We start from the raw sequence: 19,402 nt of genomic DNA, 5'->3' as shown, positions 1-19,402 counted from the left end.
TTATGTCACTGGAACATTTTTTCAGGGATGAACTGACCTATTTGCGCCTGCAAGGACGCGAATTTGCCAAAGCGCACCCTGAGCTTACCCGATTTTTGTCAGAACAGACCACGGATCCGGACGTCGAGCGGCTGCTGGAAGGGTTCGCCTTTTTGACAGGGAGCCTGCGGGCGAAGATCGAGGATGAATTTCCGGAACTGACACATGGTCTGCTGGGCATGTTGTGGCCCAATTACCTGCGTCCGGTGCCGAGTATGACGATTATGCAGTTTTCGGTACTCCCCGGCGCGATCGCACAACCGGCATTTGTCGCACGAGGCTGCGAACTGGATAGCCTGCCGATTGATGATGTGGTCTGTCATTTTCAGACCTGTCACGATGCCTGGATCTATCCGGCGGATATCCGGCAAATCAATGTGCAAAGCGGCAACGATCTTTCGACCATTACGCTGGATATCGGGTTGCACGGCCCGCTGTCATTGGGCGATCTGCAACTCGACAAACTGCGTTTCTATCTTGGCGGCGATACCTATACCGCCTACGAACTTTACTTCTGGATTGCCAGCCAGCTGTCGCACATTGAGCTGGAGATTGAGGGTAAACGCTTCCGTCAGGAAGCCGGCATACTGAAAACGGTCGGGTTCGAACGTGAAGATGCCCTGCTGCCGTACCCCGGCAACGTTTACTCCGGCTACCGTATTCTGCAAGAGTATTTTTGTTTTCCGGAAAGTTTTCTGTTTTTCCAGCTTTTCGGCGCCGCGTGGCCTGATTTGCCGCTGACGGTGACTGAATTCCGTCTTCATTTCTGTTTTGATCGGCCGCTGCCCGCGGAACTGAAAATCCGGCCGGACTCGTTCATGCTCAACTGCGTCCCGGCAATCAATCTGTTTCAACACGACAGTGAGCCGATCAATCTCAGCGGACGTCAGACCGAGTATCCGTTAAAAGCCAGTTACCATCAGGCCGATGGATTCGAAATTTTTTCCGTCGATCACGTGGAAGGCTGGGTGGAGGGGCATGCGGGCCGCGCACGCGGTATTCCGCGCGTCTACCAGCCGTTTGAAAGCTTCCAGCATCAAATTGAGCGGGCCAAAGGGCGGCTGGCGCTTTATTACCGCATTCGGGTCAGGGAAGCCGTCAACGGCGACGGTTTTGAACACTTGCTCTCTTTCGTGCGCGGTGATGAACGCGAAGCGATCGATCTGGATGAATCCATTTCCGTCAGTCTGACCTGCACCAATCGTTCTCGCGCGGCGCAATTGCCGGTTGGGTCGATCTGCGTGCCGACCGGGAATTCTCCGTCATTCGCCACGTTCCGTAATCTGACCCGGCCGACGCGTCCGCTGAGGCCCGCAATGGACGGTAGCCTGCACTGGACGCTGATTTCCAACCTGTCATTGAACTATGTTTCGCTACTGCGCCGCGATGCGCTGGTACAGATCCTCCGTACCTACGATTTCCCGGCGTTGCATGACAAGCAGGCGGAGCAGGCCTCGCGCAAACGGCTGGCGGGGATCGAATCTATTGAAACCACGCCGATTGATCGACTGGTGCGGGGGATGCCGGTTCGCGGTCTGAAATCGATATTGTCGGTTCGGCAATCGGCCTTTTCCAGTGAAGGAGAACTGTATCTGTTCAGCACGGTACTGGCGCATTTCTTCTCGCTGTACGCCAGCGTCAACGCTTTCCACCTGCTGGAGGTGGTTAACATCGATAACAAGGAGCGCTACCGATGGCCGGTGCAGATAGGTCAGCACTCGATGATGTGACGTTCCGCCAGGATGTCTCGCATTTTAACTTCTTCCAACTGGTGGAGTTGCTAAACCAATTGGAAGGTGTGGATCTGGAGCAGGAACTGGATTTTCGGCCCGATCAGGAACGGTTGCGTTTTCGATCCTCCGCCTCGATCGGTTTCCATCCCAGCGATGTTTTGCGGGTGGGCAGCGATAAGGACGGTCGGCAGGAGCTGGAAGTCGCTTTTCTGGGGCTGCACGGCAGTCAGTCGCCGATGCCTGGTTATTACCTGGAAGAGCTGGCTTGGGAATATGCGCAAGGCGAGCAAAAGCTGGGGGTGTTTCTCGATTTCTTTCACCACCGATTACTGACGCTGCTTCATCGCGCCTGGCGCAAATATCGCTATCACGTTCGTTTCCAGAATGATGGCGAAGATGGTTTCTCCCGGCTGATGTTCGCTTTGGTGGGGCTGGGGAATGACGCCGTACGCGACAGCTTGCCGGTCAACCGCGCCAAGATGCTTTCCTATGCCGGTTTACTTGCCAGTCCCAGTCGCTCTCCCGAAGTGGTGGCAGGCCTGGTGATCCATTGTTTTGATTTGGATGACGTGGAGGTCGTTGCCTGGCAGCGCCGCCGGGTGCCGATTCACGCCGGGCAACAGAACCGTCTGGGCGCCGCCAATATGGCGCTGGGCGGGGATTTTGTCATCGGCGACAGCGTGAATGACTGCGCAGGTAAGTTCCTGCTTAAGGTGGGAAACCTTGATTTCAGTCGTTTTCTCAGTTTTTTGCCCAACGGCGAGCACTTTCAGCCGCTGGTGCGTTTTGTCTCGTTCATCTTGCGCGACCAACTGGCCTGGGATTTACGCCTCGGTTTTGCCGAAGGCGAGGCTAAAGGTCTGAGCCTGGGCAACGAACAGAGCAGCCGCCTGGGATGGAGCAGTTTTCTCGGGCAGCCACCGGCCGACCCCTATGTGACGATTTGTGTGCAGGAGTAATTGTGAACGTAATCCATCCCCTTACGCTGGTTGTTCTCAACAGTGAACAACTGGATATCAACACGCAGGTGCAGCATCAGTTCGATCAGCACGGCGGCACGTTGGGCGCCTCTGAAAAGGATCAATGGCAACTGCGGGATCGGCTGGGCGCGGTGCTGCCGGAACATGCGGGCATTGAAATGCTGGATGGCCGTTTCTGCCTGTGTGATTTAAGCGGGCAGTCGTTTATCAACGGGGCGCTGTCGCCGATTGGGCGGGACCGCAAAGTCATGCTTTCGCACGGAGACGAACTGGTTATCGGGCCTTTTCGACTGGGGGTTTATTTCGGCGATCCCACGACGGAGCCGGACATCGATCAGGTATTGGGGCAACGCTCCGACGATGTGCTGGGAGGATGGCTGTCCGAAGAGGAACAACGCCAACCGGTCGAGAATACGGCCGCGAACGCTGTGGTCAATGACCCATTATGGGCGCTACAGCAGGAGCAGAGTCGCGCCCTGCTGACATCGGACAACGAACGAGCGGATGATTCGCTGTCAACGTCTCTTACTTCTTTTTCTGCCGCTGAGGACACCATGGATCAAAAATTTGTGGAATTACCGACCATCGATAACCCGCGTACGACGCCGGGAGACGATGGATACATCGACAACACTACGCTGACGCCGTTGATGCGCGGCTTGGGGCTTTCGCTTCAGGTTGAAGACGAGCAGCGGCTGCGCGAGATGTTGGAAGAAATAGGTAAAAGTCTGCGCGCCGTGGTGGAGGGGTTGCTGACGCTGCAAACCGAGCAGGTTGCGCTGGCGGATACCCATCTGCGTCCGATTGAGGATAACCCGCTGCGCCTGGGGCTGGATTATCCGGATACGCTGTCGCTGCTGTTCGCGGAAGGCAAAAGTCCGGTGCATCTCTCCGCACCGGCGGCGGTGGAGGAAGCGCTGAACAACGTGCGGATTCACCATCTGGCGAGTCAACAGGCCATCGCCGTGGCGCTGGAAAGTATTCTTCAGGCGTTTTCTCCGGCTGCGCTGCTTAATCGCTTTGAGCATTATCGTCGCAGCGGCGATCGGCAGGTCGCCGATGAGGGTTGGGCCTGGCAGATGTACCAGCACTATTACCGGGAGCTGACTTCTCCGCGCCAGCAAGGTTTTCAGAAGCTGTTCCATCAGGTGTACGCGCAGGCGTATGACCGCGCGGTGCGCCAGCAACAGGAGCAGCAATAATGCTTAGGGGCCTGTGGCTATGCGTTCTGATATCGCTGCTGCCGGGGTGCGCCACATTGGGCAAGATGGCTAAGGTGGCGGCGAACCCGGATATTCAGGTGGGCAGCAACGATGACCAGCCTTCCACAGCGGGCGTGAGCCTGCTGGCCGAACCTGACGTCAACCCCAATGAGAGCGGGGAAGCCGCGCCCATCGAATTTCAACTGGTGATGCTGGCGGAGGATTCCCGACTGCTGGCCACCGACTACGACCAGGTGACGACGGATATCGAAAAGGCGTTGGCCAAAAACTACGTCAATCATCAGGACTACACGCTGTTGCCGGGTCAGTTCAAATATCTGCCGCCGGAAAAGCTGGATGAAAAAGTTCACTACCTTGGGGTGATCGCCCGTTATGCCGATCCGGAGAGCGCCGAGTGGCGCAAGGTGATCAAGCTGAAAAACACCGGCCGTACCTACCAGATTCTGGTGCATCTGCGCCGGGATGAAGTCGAAATCAAAAAAGACCAAGAAGAAGAATAATCATGTCGAGCCGAAATCGGGTTATCTGGCGGGAAGGACTGTTTATCAAGCCGCAACACTTCCAGCAGCAACAAAGACACACGGACTATGCGCTTCATGCCCGCCTCAGCGCGCTTAGCGATTATTTCTATGGCTTGCAGTCGCTGGCGATCAATGAGGAGTACCTCAACTTTGGACGTGTTGCGTTGGTCAACGCCACCGGAGTGATGCCGGACGGTACGGTTTTCAATATTCCCGGCGACGATGCGTTGCCGCAGCCGCTGGAAATCACCGATGTGGCGCTGGCAAATCAGAAAGTCTATCTGGCCTTGCCGCTGGCGGTGAATGGCGTGAGCGAAGTCGGGCAAGCGGGACAAGGTATTGCCAGTCGTTTGCAGTCGCAGCGACATGATGTGCGCGATCTGCATAGCGAAGGCGGCGATGTGGTGTCGATGGAGGTTGGCAAGGTCAGCCTGCGGCTGATGCTCGACCGTGACGATCGCAGCGCCTATGCCTCGCTGGCGATCGCCAACATTCTGGATAAACGGCCGGACGGCGGGCTGGTGCTGGATCCCAACTTTATGCCGTGCAGCATCAGCGTAACGGCGATCCCGACGCTGAAACGTTTTCTGGGGGAATCCGCCGGGCTGGTCGCTGAAAGGGCGCGCAGTCTGGCCCAGCGCATTGCGACGCCGGGGCAACAGGGCGTGGCGGATGTGGCGGAGTTCATGATGCTGCAACTGCTTAACCGCGCTCAGCCCAGGCTCTCCCATCTGGCGCGTCTTGGCACCTTGCATCCCGAGAGGCTGCATGAAGCGTTAGTGGAACTGTGCGGCGAACTGATGACGTTTACCGATGAATCACGCCTGCCGCCGGAATTTCCGGCTTACCGCCATGAGCACCAGCAAGCCAGTTTTGAGCCGTTGATGATGGCGCTGCGTCAGGCGCTGAGCACGGTATTGTCGCCGCGCGCGGTCTCTATCCAACTGAAGAAGCAGCCTTATGGCGTAATGGTGGCCATGGTCGGCGATGCCGAACTGATGACCAGCGCCGAATTTGTGCTGGCGGTTCGGGCGCGCATGCCGCAGGAACACCTGCGTAAACAGTTGCTGCAACAAACCAAAATTGCCTCCAGCGACAAGATCCGCGAGCTGATCAGTCTGCAATTGCCGGGCGTGCCGTTGTTGCCGCTGCCGGTGGCGCCGCGTCAACTGCCTTATCACGCCGGCTACAGCTATTTCCAGCTCGATCGTCAAAGCCCTGCCTGGCGATCGTTGGTGTCCGGCAACACGCTGGCGTTCCATATTGCCGGCGAATTCCCGGAGCTGGATATGCAGCTCTGGGCCATCCGCAGCCAGTCGTAATGAGAGGAATAGATGAGCATCGAGGTCATTAAAAACGATCAAGTGGGCGACCTGCTTTACGACCATGCCCGGCAGTTGGATATGGATTCCGACTACTGGTTTCGTCTGCGCGGACACAGCATCAACCCGATGATTGATGCGGTCACGCCGCTGCTGGGCATGGTGGACCGGGTGCGCCAACTGTCCGCCCATAACGGCGTGGCGGATCTCTATCAGCGCGTGGTGTCCGAGATCCAGGCGATTGAACAGGAGTTGCATTCTCATGGTTACGAAAATGGCGTGATCCTGTCGTTCCGCTACATCCTGTGCACCGTCATTGATGAAGCCGTGATGGGGCGTGAATGGGGAGGCCAGAGCATGTGGTCGGCGCATTCGCTGTTAACCCGTTTCCACAACGAAACCTGGGGCGGGGAAAAGGTCTTTGTGTTGCTGGATAAGCTGCTGGACGACCCGGTACGTTACCGCGACATTCTGGAGTTTATCTATCTGTGCCTGTGTCTGGGTTTTGAAGGACGCTACCGGGTGATGGCGCAGGGGCGTGAGGAGCTCGATCGCATCGTGGGAAATCTGCATGCCGCGCTGCGTCCTGAACCGGCCAATCCGCCAACGGTGTTCCACCTTAATCTGGGACAGCAGGCTTCCCGCTACCGACTGCGCAGACAAATCTCGCTGCGCAGCCTGTTTATCGGCATGTGCGTGGTATTGGCCGCGGCATTCGGCCTGTATCGCTACCAGCTCACTCATCAGACCCAGGACGTACTGCGTCAGCTGGGAGAATTATTACAATAACAGGAGCGATTCCGTGATTCGAATTGAATTGCCGACACTGGTTGAACGACTCAACCCCGTGTGCCGCCATATGCTGGAAGAAGCGGCGGCACTCTGTATTCAGCATCAGGGCGCGGAAATCCGCATTGAGCACCTGTTGATGAAAATGCTGGAGACGCCGCTGAGTGACGTGCGCCAGATCCTGAAACGTGCGGAGGTGGACGTTGAGGATCTTTCCTCTCTGCTGCTGCCGTCCTCGGTGGACAAAGGCTTTGACGCGGGTTATCCCTCGTTTTCCCCGCTGTTGGTGGAGTGGTTGCAGGACAGCTGGCTGCTGGCTTCCGCCGAGTTTCAACATGCGCGCCTGCGCAGCGGCGTACTGTTGCTGGTACTGCTGATGACGCCGAATCGCTACCTGTCGGCCGCGGCATCACGGCCGTTGGCGCAAATCAACCGTGAGCTTCTGCGTCAGCAGTTTGATGAGTGGGTGAAAGAATCGGTCGAAACCGAGGTCGCGGTCGCCCGGTCAACGCCACAGGAACAGGCCGTCGCGGCCACCCAGCTTTCCCGCTATACCCAGAATGTGACCGACGCCGCCCGGCAGGGGCAACTCGATCCGGTGCTGTGCCGCGACCATGAGATCGATCTGATGATCGACATTCTCTCTCGTCGCCGTAAAAACAATCCGATCGTGGTCGGGGAGGCCGGCGTTGGGAAAAGTGCGCTGATTGAAGGGCTGGCGTTGCGGATTGTCGCCGGTCTGGTGCCGGAAAGATTGCGCGAGGTGGAACTGCTGACCCTGGATTTGGGAGCGATGCAGGCCGGCGCGTCGGTCAAAGGGGAGTTTGAAAAACGCTTTAAAGGCGTCATGCAGGAAGTGAAAACCGCGCCTCGTCCGGTGATCCTGTTTATTGACGAAGCGCATACCCTGATCGGCGCCGGTAATCAGGCCGGCGGTCTGGACGTTTCCAATTTGCTCAAGCCCGCGCTGGCGCGTGGCGAGTTGCGCACTATCGCGGCCACCACCTGGAGCGAATACAAAAAATACGTGGAGAAAGACGCGGCGTTGTCCCGTCGTTTTCAACTGGTCAAGGTCGGGGAGCCGAACACGGAAGAGGCGACCGTCATTCTGCGCGGGTTGCGCGGCATTTATGAAAAAGCCCACGGCGTACTGATTGATGAAGAAGCGCTGCAAGCGGCCGCTCAGCTATCCGCACGCTATATTTCCAGCCGTCAATTACCCGACAAGGCGATCGACGTGCTGGATACCGCCTGCGCCCGGGTGGCGATTAATCTCACCACGCCGCCGCGCGCGGTTAGCCAGTTGCAAACCCGCCTGCATCAGCAGGACATGGAGATCGCGCAACTTGAGCGCCAGGGGCGCATTGGTCTGGGCGATACGGCGGATCGGCTGGCCGAACTGCGTCATCTCCGTGAGACGGAAACGGCCGCGCTGGCGCAGTTGGAGGCGGACTGGCAGCGACAGACAACCCAGGTACGGCGCGTTATCGAACTGCGCACCGCCCTGCTGGATGAGGCGCGGCCTGATGATTTTGACGCAGACGCCGCCGCGGCGGAACTGGCCGCGTGCGAGAGCGAACTGGCGTCGCTACAGCAATCGTCAGTGCTGGTGTCGCCGCACGTGGATAAAAGCCAGATTGCGGCGGTGATTGCCGAATGGACGGGGGTTCCGCTCAACCGGATTTCGCAAGGGGAACTGGAGGTGGTCACCTGTCTGCCGGACTACCTGGGCGACACGATAAAGGGCCAGCAGTTGGCGATTGCCCAACTGCATAAACATCTGCTGACCGCACGCGCCGATCTGCGCCGTCCCGGCCGTCCGCTGGGCGCATTTCTGTTAGTCGGGCCAAGCGGCGTCGGAAAAACCGAAACCGTGTTGCAGATTGCCGACCTGATGTTCGGCGGGCGCAACTATCTGACGACCATCAATATGTCCGAATATCAGGAAAAACATACCGTGTCCCGGTTGATTGGTTCGCCGCCGGGCTACGTCGGATTTGGCGAAGGCGGCGTACTGACCGAAGCGATCCGGCAGAAACCCTATTCGGTGGTGTTGCTCGATGAAGTGGAAAAAGCGCACCCGGACGTGCTCAACCTGTTTTATCAGGCGTTTGACAAAGGCGAACTGGCGGATGGCGAAGGGCGGGCAATCGACTGCCGCAATGTGGTGTTTTTCCTGACCTCCAACCTCGGATTTCAAACCATCGTTAATTATGCCGAGCAGCCGGATAGGCTACTGGACGCGCTTTATCCCGAACTGGCGGCGTTTTTCAAGCCCGCGCTGCTGGCCCGTATGGAAGTGATCCCTTATCTGCCGTTGGATCACGCTACGCTGGTGGCGATCGTTCAGGGCAAACTGTCGCGCCTGGTTGCTCTGCTGCAACAGCGCTTTGGCGCCGAGGTGGTCATTGACGATACGGTGCCGGAGGAAATTTTGCGGTTGGCCAACCGTAGTGAGAACGGCGCGCGAATGCTGGAGTCGGTGATCGACGGCGCGCTGCTGCCGCCGGTATCGCTACAGTTGCTGCAACGAATGTCGTCCGGCCAGCCGGTCAGCCGCATCCATTTCCGCGTAGAAGAAGGCCGGTTCCAGACAGAGGTGGAGGGCTGAGTATGCAACAAGCCCTCGAACTGGCGCTTTCGCTTACCCGCCAGCAGGATGAGGCCGGTCTGTGCGGCTGGCTGCTGGATGCGATACAGGCCGCCTGGCGGCCGCAAGGCGTGTTGCTGGGTATGGTGGACGTCAGCGGCAGGCAACTGGTCTGTGACGGACGGGTGCATAACGCGCCTGTCTCGCTGATGCTGGGGGTGGATGATTTTAGCCACCCGCTGGCTTATGCGCTGCATAAAAATCAGGTGCGCACCTGGGATTCGCTGTATGGCGGCGCCCGCATCGAGCATCGGGAGTTTCGCCAGATTCTGGTCGCGGCGGGCATCGCCTGCGGGTTGCATGCGTTGCCGCTGCTGTCGGACAGCGGCAAACCGCTGGCGGTTCTGGCGCTGCTGGACACGCCGGATCGCTTGCGGCAGGTGCATCAAAACGGCAATTGCGCACATCTGGCCCAGATATTTTGCCGTCAGTTGATGTTGCTGCGGGAACTGGGGCGCATCCAGCGGGAGCAGACCGCGCTGCGCCATTCACTGCGTCAGATTAAAGATGAAGGGCAGCATCGGCGCGAGCGGGAAAAACGGGTTGAGGAAACGCTGATCGGCCGGTCTGCGGCGATCAAAGCGTTGCATCAGCAGATTTATCAGGCGGCGGGTCATCGGCTTTCGGTGCTGATTCAGGGCGAAACGGGGTCGGGCAAGGACGTGGTGGCGCGTTTGCTGCATCAGTGCTCTGAGCGTGCCGATAAGCCGTTCGTCGCCATTAATTGCGCCGCCATTCCGGATAACCTGATCGAAAGCGAACTCTTTGGTTATCAGAAAGGGGCGTTTTCCGGTGCGCAAAACAACAAGATTGGGCTGGTGGCGCAGGCTAACGGCGGCACGCTGTTTCTGGATGAAGTCGGCGATATGCCGCAAACCATGCAGGCCAAGCTGTTGCGGGTATTGGAAACCCACAATTTCCGGCCATTGGGGGCTGATAAGGAAAGCCATTCGGATTTCCGGGTCATTGCCGCGACTCATCACCCTTTGGAACAGCGGGTTTCTGAGGGCGTGTTCCGGCAGGATCTCTATCATCGGCTCTGCCAGTGCCTGCTACAGGTCGCGCCGTTGCGCGAACGCCCGGATGATATTCGTCTGTTATGTGAACATTTTATCGGTGAATTTGCCCGTCAGCAGCAGAAAAACGCCGGGCCATTGCATCGGACTTTCCTCAAACAACTGCTCGGGTATGACTTTCCCGGCAACGTGCGGGAACTCAAAAATCTGCTGGAAGTCGCCTGTGCGCAGACGCCGGACGGCGAGGCGTTGTGCCTGAGTTCATTACCGCCGGAGCTGCGTGAGCGGGTAGATGGCGGGGCTGCCGCGCTCAATAACGATTTTCAGCATATTTATGATTTGCGTATCGCCACACAACAATATGAAGCCGCGGTCATTGAAGCCCGCCTGCGCCAGTTTCAGGGTAACCGTCTGCTGGTGGCGGAAAGTCTCAATATTCCTAAACGTACGCTCGATCACAAATGCCAGAAGCTGGAGGTGAACTGATGTTCCTGACCATGGTTCCTCTGCTGCTGGCGGCGACAGCCTCGCCCGATCCCGCCTGGCGATCGCTATGGGAACAGTGCCGCAATGAAACCTCTCCGGAGGTTCGTCTGGCCTGTTATGACGCGCTGAGCCGGGAGGCCGGACGCGCCGGCGTCATTTCGCCGTCGGACAACGCTGCGTCTGCGACGGGGAGCGCTTTCCAACTCGGTCGTGAAGCCGACAGCGGAGATCTGACGCTGACGCGTGCGCTGGCGGACGGCAATGTGCTGGCGATCGGCTGCGCCAGCAGCATCACGCAGTTAAGGCTGACCCTCAGCCGGCCCTGGGCGGGGGAAACGGTGACGTCGCTGCTGGATGGCATGACGATATCGGACGGCTGGTTTGTGCGCAATCGCGGTTTGCTGCTGGAGTCTGGTCGCGGCCTGCCCGCCATTGAAACGTTAAAGCGCTGGATCGGACATCGCGAACTGGTTCTGAGCGGTGCGGACGGCGACGTACTGCGCATTGATCTCACCGGACTGGGCGAGGCGCTGACGCCGCTGCGCCAGCAGTGCCGCTGGTAGGGGGCGATAAATATGCATTCCCACCCCTGGTGTAAACGTCTGCTGACGCCGCTGCCTGACGAGGTTCTGCGCGCTGCGGTGGCGGCGGACGATCCGCTGTGGGAGACGGTGGAAACCGAACTGGTGAAGCTCGGTTCGCTGGCTCACAGCCAGGTGGATCTCAATGCGGTGGCCGGCCACTGTCTGACGCTGCTGGAAAGCCGCACCAAAGATATGCGGGTACTGGTGCAACTGCTGCGGTGCTTGCAGCATCCGGCCAAAGCCACGCCCTGTGCTACGGCGTTGATGCTGCTCGATAGCTGGCTGGCGACCTACTGGGCGCTGGCCTGGCCTGCCAGCCCGGTGCAGAAGCAGAAGCTGATGATTCAGATTATCCGACGCTTTGAGAGCGTCATGCCCCGCATTGCGGAAAGCGCGTCCGGGGCTGAGCTGGCGCAGTTGCAGCACCTGGCGGAACAGGTGGCGAATCGCTGGCGCGATCTGAGTGACAAAGCCGATCTGACGGATGAACTGGTGCAGGGACTCAAGCGCGCCCGGCAGCGTAATCAGGCGCAGGAGCAGGCCGATCAGGCCGCCGCGCCTCCTTCCGCCGGTCGCCGTGCGACGACGGAAACTCCGGATGTCAATGGCGACTCGGCCTCAGACTGCGCGATAGAGGTTAATACCGCCGATGAGCGCGGCTGGCGGCAGACCCAGTTGAAGGTGGCGGCGGAACTGGTGGAGCGCCAACCGGAGGCTCCGGTGGGCTATCGCTTGCGCCGTCATGCCATCTGGTCGGGGATCGCCACGCCGCCGCTTGCCTCACGCGGCAATAAAACGCAACTGGCGCCCGTCTCGCCCGATCGGGTGGATGAATATCACAGCGCGCTCGGACAGGCGGATTTGGGGCTGTGGGAGCGTATTGAGCAAAGTCTGACGTTGGCCCCTTATTGGTTTGACGGTCACATGCTGTCGGCCTCGGTGGCGACCCGTCTGGGTTATGCGCCGGTCGCCGGCGCCATCGCCGAAGAACTGTCGGCCTTTCTCAACCGCTTACCGGCGTTGCGCGAACTGACCTTCAGCGACGGTTCGCCGTTTCTGACCGCCAAATGCAGCCAGTGGCTGAACGCCGCCCCGGTGGGACGAGAGGGCGGCGAACGGCAGGACGACCTGGCGACGGAGGCGGCCGCCTGCCGGAGTGAGCAGGGCATGGCGGCGGCGTTGTCGTTGCTGGATGAACGCATGCGCCGTTTGAAAGAGCCTCGCGATCGTTTTTATGCCGAACTGGTGCTGGCGGATTTGCTGGCCGAGGACGGCATGAAAGCCCTGGCGACACAGCATTATCAACACCTGTGGCAGGAAAGCCAACAACTGAACCTGATGCAGTGGGAACCGGGAATGGTCGGCCGTTTGGAACGGTTGGCCGCTTCCCGCAAAAAATAAGACATTCGGAGTGAATGGTCACTTATGTTTAAAACAATCGTTACCTTTCTGCGGCAGCAACTGCCGAAACTGAAACCCTCCTGGCTATGGCTGGGCGCGATACTGTGGGTAGTGGCGCTGGTGCTGGCCTGGTGGCTGGGGCCGCGGTTGACGGTTGGCGACATGCGTCCGTTGCAGAGCGTTTGGGGGCGGGTGGTCTTCACCCTGATTTGGCTGTGGCTGGCTTTTGCCTATAGCGCCTGGCTGATATGGCGTCGCGTCCGGCAGTTACGCGCGGAGCGCCATGAACAGCAAACCCTCGAACAGGATCCGCTACAGATCCATGTCGACAGTCAGCAGACGTTTCTCGATCGCTGGCTGGCGGCTTTTCAAACCCAGTTCGGTAAAAGAGCGCTTTACGCCATGCCGTGGTATCTGACTATCGGACTGACGGGCAGCGGTAAAACCAGTCTGATTCACCGCGCCAATCCGGCGAATAAACTCAATCCGAAGCTGGATGCGGAGCTGCGTGAATTCGCCGGCGATCAGCAGGTCGGTTGCTGGGTTGGAGAGTCGGCGGTGATCTGGGATCCGGACGGTCAACTGCTTGCTCAGCCTGAAGCGGAGCAAAAGCAAGAGCCGACGGGGCATCGCCATGCCCGGTTGTGGCAACATCTGTTGCAGTGGCTGAGCCAGAATCGCCGCCGTCAGCCGCTCAACGGCCTGGTGATGACGCTTGATATTTCGTGGCTGGCGCAGGCGAGCGTCTCGGAGCGTAAAGCCTATGCCCAGGTGATGCGCGCCCGCTTGCAGGACGTTGCGGTGACCATCAATACCCGCCTGCCGATATATATCACGCTGACCCATTTGGATATGTTGAACGGATTCGACAGGATGTATCGCCAACTGAATCGGGAGGCGCGTCAGGCGGTGCTGGGCGTGACGTTTACGCCGCAGGCCAGTCATGGCAAAGGTTGGCTGGAAGAGTTGGACGCCTTCTGGGATGAGTGGATCACGCACCTGAACGATAACCTGCCTGAAATGCTGCTGAACCAATCCGACCGCGGCGTGCGCAATACGCTGTTTGCCTTTGTACGCCAGTTGGCCGGGCTGAAAGATTACGTGATGGACGTGCTGACGGAAACGTTGGCGAGCGGAGAAGACCGTTCGTTCATCGTGCGCGGCGTTTATGCCAGTTCCGTGTATCAGCGGGGCGTGCCTTTCGATGTCTTCGCCCAGTCGGCATCGCGACGTTATCAATTACCGGAACCGGTCAATGCCGCCATGTCCGGCGAATCCAATACCTTTTTCGTACAGCGCCTGTTCCCGGAGGTCATTTTCCCGGAAGCCAGTCTGGCGGGTGAAAACCGTTTGCACAGCCTTTATCGTCGGCGTCGGCTTAGTATCGGGATCGCTTGTATGGCGGCGGCCGGTCTGGCGCTGATTGGCGGTTGGCATCATTTTTACCGCGTCAATGAGGAAGCGGGACGTAATGTGCTGACCAAGGCGCAGGCATTTATCGGCACCAATGAGCTGGTAGGGCAGCCGGGCTTTGGCTATCAGCAGTTGCCGCGCCTGAATCTGATTCGCGACGCTACCTTATCGTTCGGCAATTATCATGAGCGAACGCCGCTGCTGGCCGATCTCGGTCTGTATCAGGGCGATAAGATTGGGCCTTATGTGGAAGGGTCTTATCTGCAAATGCTCAACCAGCGTTTCCTGCCTGCGGTAATGCAAGGCCTGCTGGAGGATCTGAATCAGGCGCCGGTCAACAGTGAGCAAAAGCTGACCATCCTGCGGGTGATGCGGATGCTGGATGATGCGTCGGGCCGTAACAAGGCGCTGGTGGAGCAATTTATGGCGCAGCGCTGGCAACGGGCGTTTCCCGGGCAGGGCAAAGTACAGGAACAACTGATGCAGCATTTGGATTATGCGCTTGAGCATACCGACTGGCATCAGGCCCGTGAGCGCAAGGACGCCGTGGCGATCGACGCTTTCGCGCCGTTTAGCGACCCGATCGTCCGCGCTCAGCGGGAGCTAAGCAAGCTGCCGATGTACCAGCGTGTCTACCAGAGTCTGGTGATGAAAGCGACACAGGTGCTGCCGCCGGATTTAGCGATCCGTGATGAAGTCGGGCCAACCTTTGATCCGGTGTTTTCCCTACGTAGCGACAAAGCGGGAAGCGTGCCGCGTCTGCTGACCTATCCCGGCTTCAGCGATTATTACCTCAAACAGGATAAGGCGCTGTTGGAACTGACGGCGCTGGATGCCTGGGTGTTGGGGCAGCGTGAGCGCGCGCAGTTCAGTGAAGCCGATCGGCGGGAGATTTTGCGTCAGGTGAATGACCGTTACATCACGGATTACATCAATCAGTGGCAGAAGGTCGTCGCCAACCTTGATGTACAGACCCTCGACAGTCCGGAGCAGGCGCTGGATGTATTGACCGATATTACCGGCAACGATCAGCCGTTCCAGCGCGTGCTGACGACGGTGAGCGACAACACCCGCATTCGTAAGCTGGCGGAAGATGATAACGATACGGCGCAGGGCATCAATACCCGTATCGGTCGCCCGTTTATGACGATCAACGCCGCGTTGAGCGGCCGCGGAGAGCAAGGTCCGCTGGTACAGGAGGTCAACCAGAAGCTGACCGATCTTTACCACTATCTTGATCAGATCGTAAACGCGACCGATCCGGGGCAGGCGGCGCTGAAAGCGGTACAGGTTCGGCAGGGTAATAAATTTGCCGATCCGGTATTCGCGTTGCAGCAGTACGCTCGCGGCCTTCCGGCGCCGTTGGACCGTTGGGTCGGACAACTGGCGGAAGAGAGCGCCAGTCTGGTGACCGGTCTGGCGATGTCTTCGCTGAATCAGGAATGGCTGGACAACGTGGTGACGCCATTCAACGAGAAACTGGCGGATCGCTATCCGTTCAATCCAGCGTCCGACAAGGATGTCCCGCTGTCGGAAATGGAACGCTTCTTTATGAGCGGCGGTACGCTGGATAGCTTCTATCAGGCCAATCTCAAATCGATGCTGGAAAACGGCATGCTGGATGGCGATAACGCCTCGCCGTTGCAGGCGGAATTGGTGAAACAGTTGGAGCGGGCCAATCGGATCCGCCAAACCCTGTTCAATGCCCAGGGCAGTCTGGAAGTGCATTTCGTGGTGGAGCCGCTGGAATTGACGGCCAATAAACGTCGCAGCGTGTTGAATCTGGACGGACAGTTGCTGGAATACAGCCACGGCCGTCGCCAGAAGACGCCGTTAGTGTGGCCGAACAGCATGCGCGACGGCGCCGAAAGCAAGCTGACGCTGGTGCCGGACGATCGCGAACGTTCGCCGCGCAGCCTGAGTTTCAACGGGCCGTGGGCGATGTTCCGTCTGATCAATAACGATCAACTGACGCAGGTAAACGACAACACCTTTGATGTGCGTTTCTCGCTGGAGCAAGGGGCGATGACCTATCGCGTGTATACCGATGCCAGCCATAACCCGTTTGCTGGCGGCCTGTTCAGTCAGTTCAGGTTACCTGACTCTCTTTATTAACCCTGAGGGGGCGCAACCGCCCCCGTTGCCGGATAAGTGATATGCAAGATGCACAACAGGCCCTGAAGGTAGGACGGGATCCGCGGATGCTGCCTGAGTATGAAGCGTTACGGGCGGAGATTAATAAATTGAGCCACGCTTCCCGCCCTGAGGTGGACTGGCGGCGGGTGCATGATCTGGCCACCGCCATTTTTGAAAAACAGGGGGTGGATCTACAGACCGCGATCTATTTTACCCTGGCGCGCTCTCGTCTGGCGGGGCTGAATGGCTTTACCGAAAGCTGCGAGTTTCTGGCGAATCTAATCGTAACCCAGTGGGAAAACTTCTGGCCGCCCGTCCATCAGGAACGGGCGCGCATCGAAATGCTGGACTGGTTTATCGCCCGCATCAGCGACGTCATTCGTCAGTATGCCATCAGCCATGAGCATAAACGGCTGGTCTATCGCTGTGAACGGGCGTTGCAGTTGATGAGTGAAAAGCTGCACAACTCGGGGCTAAGCCGTATTCCTCGGGTGGAAAATCTGCTGCATTTTATCGAGGGTTATACCCACCTGTTCGATGAAACCGAGATCGTGGTGGTGTCCGACGATCAGACGTTGCAAAAGCAGGATATGCAAATCCCGCCGATGGTGTTTTTTCAGTCGGATATGGAGTCCGGCGCGCCGGCGCAAGGCGCGGGCGGCGGCGGTCAGCCCGCATTGCCGGCGGGAAGTATTCTGGTCGGGCGGGAGAAAGGGCAGATAAAACCCACGGTGCTGAAGATCGAAGCGCACCGCAAACAGAAACCGGCCTGGTTGTGGTTTGCGGCCGGCTTACTGAGTTGTGCGTTGCCGGTGGCGGCATTCACCGGCTGGCAGTATTGGCAGCAACAGAAAACGGCGGCGTTGGCGTTGCTGCAACAGCCGGCCTACGCGCTGCCGGCGGCTCCGGATCATAACGATATTCGCCGGGTGCGCATCGTATTGGGCGAGCAGCGATTGCAAGGCATGGAAGGCGAGTTGATCAATCACTATCAGACCCAACTGGATCAGGTGAAAAATGCATCGCCATTCTACCTGTATCAATACGGGGAGGGGCTGAAAGGCGTCATGCGGCAGTTGTACCCGGATTCGCTGGCGGTAAAAGAGATGGAGCGCCAGTGGCAGCTCGCTCTCGACCGCCAGCAAGGGGAAAAGCCAAGCGCCGGGGGCTATGAGCAGGCCCAGGCCAAAGTCAATGACACATTGCAACAACTGCTGGAACTTGAGCGTCAGCGCCGCACGGTCACCCTCTCGTATCTGAAGTCAAAACTCTACGATATGCAGAAAGATCTTATGTCGGATGTGCCGTTCAGTATTCGTCTGCGCGCCCTGGAGGCGCGCAAATCGACCAGTCACGCGCCGACATCGGCGGAACTGCGCGCGATGGAAGATGAACTGCGTTCGTTCACTGTTCGCCTTTACCGGTTGCAGCAGGACGACATCGCTGACTGAGGGCGAATTCAGACATCCGATATTTCCGCAACCACGGCGATAAATAATGGCTAACAGCAATAACATGATGAAATATAAAAAATTATTGATAGCTCTGTCGGCATGCTGGCTGGCGTCGTGCCAGACGCCGGTTTCCTCAATGTCCGAACCGGATCTGCTGATGGCGGCCAATCGGGGAAATGGCGAGGCGCAATACCAATTGGCTAGGCAACTGGCCGCTCGCTCACAGTATACCGATGCCATGCAATGGATGCGGAAAGCGGCGGAACGCTCAGAACGCTCCGCTAACCGGGAAACCCGTGCGGCAGCCGCGTTGCAGGTGGGAGATTGGTATCAGAGCGGGCTGGGTGAACCGAAGAACAGCCCGCAGGCTCGTCGCTGGTGGACGCTATCTTCACGGCTGGGTAATGGCGAGGCGGGCTATCGGCTGGGGATGGATTGCCAGGCGCAGAATCAGGGCAAACTGGTAACAGGATGTATTGATGCCTTTGAAACGGCGGCGTCGAATGATTATGCCCCGGCACAGTTGGTGGTCGCCCAGTGGCATGCCGCGCATTCGGGCGGTGAGGCCGCGTCGGTAAGCTGGTTGAAGAAAGCGGCGGAGCTGGGTAATCGGGATGCGCAATACCAACTGGCGCAACGCTATGAACAAGGGAAAGGCGTGGTCATACGCCGCGATCTGGCCGAGCGTTGGTATTTTCGCGCGGCGGCGTTGGGTCAGCCACAGGCCCAGTTGTGGATGGCTGAGCATGACGAAGGGCGGAACGCGCTGGAGTGGTATCGGAAAGCGGCTTTATCGGGCGAGGCCGAGGCGCAACTGTGGCTGGGTAAAACATACCGGGAAGGCAAATTGTTGGCGCAGGATGAACAAAAGGCGGATGACTGGCTGGCGCGCGCCGCCGCCGCCGGATCGGGGGAGGCGAACTATTTGCTCAGTCTGGCGCAAACAGACAATGAACAGCGCGAACGCTATCTGCTACAGGCGTCCTCCGCGGGCTATATTCGCGCCCAGCGTGAACTGGGGGAATGGTTGTTCAGGCGTAATGAGTTAACCCGTGCGCGTGAGGAGTATGCGAAAGCTGCATCGGCGGGGGACAGTGCGGCGCGGCTGGCGTATGGCGAAATGCTGAGGTGGGGCCAGGGCGGCAAAGCCGACTTTGCGGAGGCCTTGAAACAGTACCGGCTGGCGGCCTACGACGGTAACCGGATGGCGCAATATCGTATGGGGATCATGCGTCAAGACGGCCTGGGCGCTTCCCGTAATCGTATTCATGCCTATGCCTGGTATTCGATGGCGGCGACTGAGGGTATGCCGGAAGCGATCCATGCCCGTAACGATCTGGAAGACACGATGCGGCCTGACGAAATCAAAAACGCGCAAAAACTGGCGATGTATTGGGAGCAAAAAATAAGTGCGACGCAACTGCCTGAAGAGTAGGTGCGTAAGGTTTTTCAGCAGGTCTGGATAGCGATTTTTTATGTACGGTAATTGATTACCATTTCAACTAACTGAAGTTAAACACGTGTTCAACAACAAGGAGCAAGACCATGCCAACCCCATGTTATATCAGCATCGAAGGGAAAACTCAGGGCAATATCACCGCCGGCGCCTTCACCTCTGACTCTGTCGGCAACATCTACGTGCAGGGCCACGAAGA

At 58.5% G+C, this 19,402-nt stretch carries 13 protein-coding genes and 1 pseudogene; all 14 read left to right on the top strand.

What is annotated here, in order from left to right:
* Positions 1-2 precede the first annotated feature (2 nt).
* Positions 3-1,769 (top strand): type VI secretion system baseplate subunit TssF, encoded by a 1,767-nt coding sequence (tssF, locus tag JG725_RS18190; protein ID WP_172291690.1) that lies wholly within the window; start codon positions 3-5, stop codon positions 1,767-1,769.
* Positions 1,733-2,731: a type VI secretion system baseplate subunit TssG gene (gene tssG, locus JG725_RS18185; RefSeq protein ID WP_172291691.1), complete on the top strand. Its 999-nt coding sequence runs from the start codon at positions 1,733-1,735 to the stop codon at positions 2,729-2,731. Before tssF ends, tssG begins: the two co-directional genes overlap by 37 nt.
* A gap of 2 nt (positions 2,732-2,733) precedes the next feature.
* Entirely contained in the window at positions 2,734-3,954 is a 1,221-nt protein-coding gene (gene tagH / locus JG725_RS18180) for a type VI secretion system-associated FHA domain protein TagH (RefSeq protein WP_199379264.1), read from the top strand.
* On the top strand, positions 3,954-4,475 hold the full coding sequence (tssJ, locus tag JG725_RS18175) for a type VI secretion system lipoprotein TssJ (RefSeq protein ID WP_172291693.1): 522 nt from the start codon (positions 3,954-3,956) through the stop codon (positions 4,473-4,475). The genes tagH and tssJ overlap by 1 nt, the downstream gene beginning before the upstream one ends.
* A 2-nt stretch (positions 4,476-4,477) precedes the next feature.
* The gene (gene tssK / locus JG725_RS18170) at positions 4,478-5,818 is read left to right on the top strand and encodes a type VI secretion system baseplate subunit TssK (RefSeq protein ID WP_172291694.1); all 1,341 of its coding nucleotides are present in this window, start codon (positions 4,478-4,480) and stop codon (positions 5,816-5,818) included.
* 12 nt (positions 5,819-5,830) lie between these two features.
* The gene (icmH, locus tag JG725_RS18165; RefSeq protein WP_199379263.1) at positions 5,831-6,607 is read left to right on the top strand and encodes a type IVB secretion system protein IcmH/DotU; all 777 of its coding nucleotides are present in this window, start codon (positions 5,831-5,833) and stop codon (positions 6,605-6,607) included.
* A 13-nt stretch (positions 6,608-6,620) separates the two neighbouring features.
* Positions 6,621-9,218 carry a type VI secretion system ATPase TssH gene (gene tssH / locus JG725_RS18160; protein ID WP_199379261.1) on the top strand — a complete coding sequence of 866 codons (2,598 nt, stop codon included), beginning with the start codon at positions 6,621-6,623 and terminating at the stop codon, positions 9,216-9,218.
* Between the two features lie 2 nt (positions 9,219-9,220).
* Positions 9,221-10,759 (top strand): sigma-54-dependent Fis family transcriptional regulator, encoded by a 1,539-nt coding sequence (locus JG725_RS18155; protein WP_199379259.1) that lies wholly within the window; start codon positions 9,221-9,223, stop codon positions 10,757-10,759.
* Entirely contained in the window at positions 10,759-11,322 is a 564-nt protein-coding gene (gene vasI, locus JG725_RS18150) for a type VI secretion system-associated protein VasI (protein WP_172291698.1), read from the top strand. The genes JG725_RS18155 and vasI overlap by 1 nt, the downstream gene beginning before the upstream one ends.
* A 12-nt stretch (positions 11,323-11,334) precedes the next feature.
* Positions 11,335-12,744 (top strand): type VI secretion system protein TssA, encoded by a 1,410-nt coding sequence (gene tssA, locus JG725_RS18145; RefSeq protein ID WP_172291699.1) that lies wholly within the window; start codon positions 11,335-11,337, stop codon positions 12,742-12,744.
* A gap of 24 nt (positions 12,745-12,768) precedes the next feature.
* On the top strand, positions 12,769-16,272 hold the full coding sequence (tssM, locus tag JG725_RS18140) for a type VI secretion system membrane subunit TssM (RefSeq protein ID WP_199379257.1): 3,504 nt from the start codon (positions 12,769-12,771) through the stop codon (positions 16,270-16,272).
* 41 nt (positions 16,273-16,313) lie between these two features.
* Positions 16,314-17,744, top strand: a complete 1,431-nt coding sequence (locus JG725_RS18135) for a VasL domain-containing protein (RefSeq protein WP_199379255.1) — start codon at positions 16,314-16,316, stop codon at positions 17,742-17,744.
* Between the two features lie 64 nt (positions 17,745-17,808).
* Positions 17,809-19,182: a tetratricopeptide repeat protein gene (locus JG725_RS18130; RefSeq protein WP_199379348.1), complete on the top strand. Its 1,374-nt coding sequence runs from the start codon at positions 17,809-17,811 to the stop codon at positions 19,180-19,182.
* 110 nt (positions 19,183-19,292) lie between these two features.
* Positions 19,293-19,402: pseudogene (locus tag JG725_RS18125) on the top strand (type VI secretion system tube protein Hcp); the annotation flags it as partial.

The sequence above is a fragment of the Brenneria sp. L3-3C-1 genome (genome assembly GCF_016456245.1).
Taxonomy (GTDB): Bacteria; Pseudomonadota; Gammaproteobacteria; order Enterobacterales; family Enterobacteriaceae; genus Brenneria.
The sequence above is the reverse complement of the archived record's forward strand: the minus strand, read 5'-3'. Positions and strand labels throughout refer to the sequence as shown.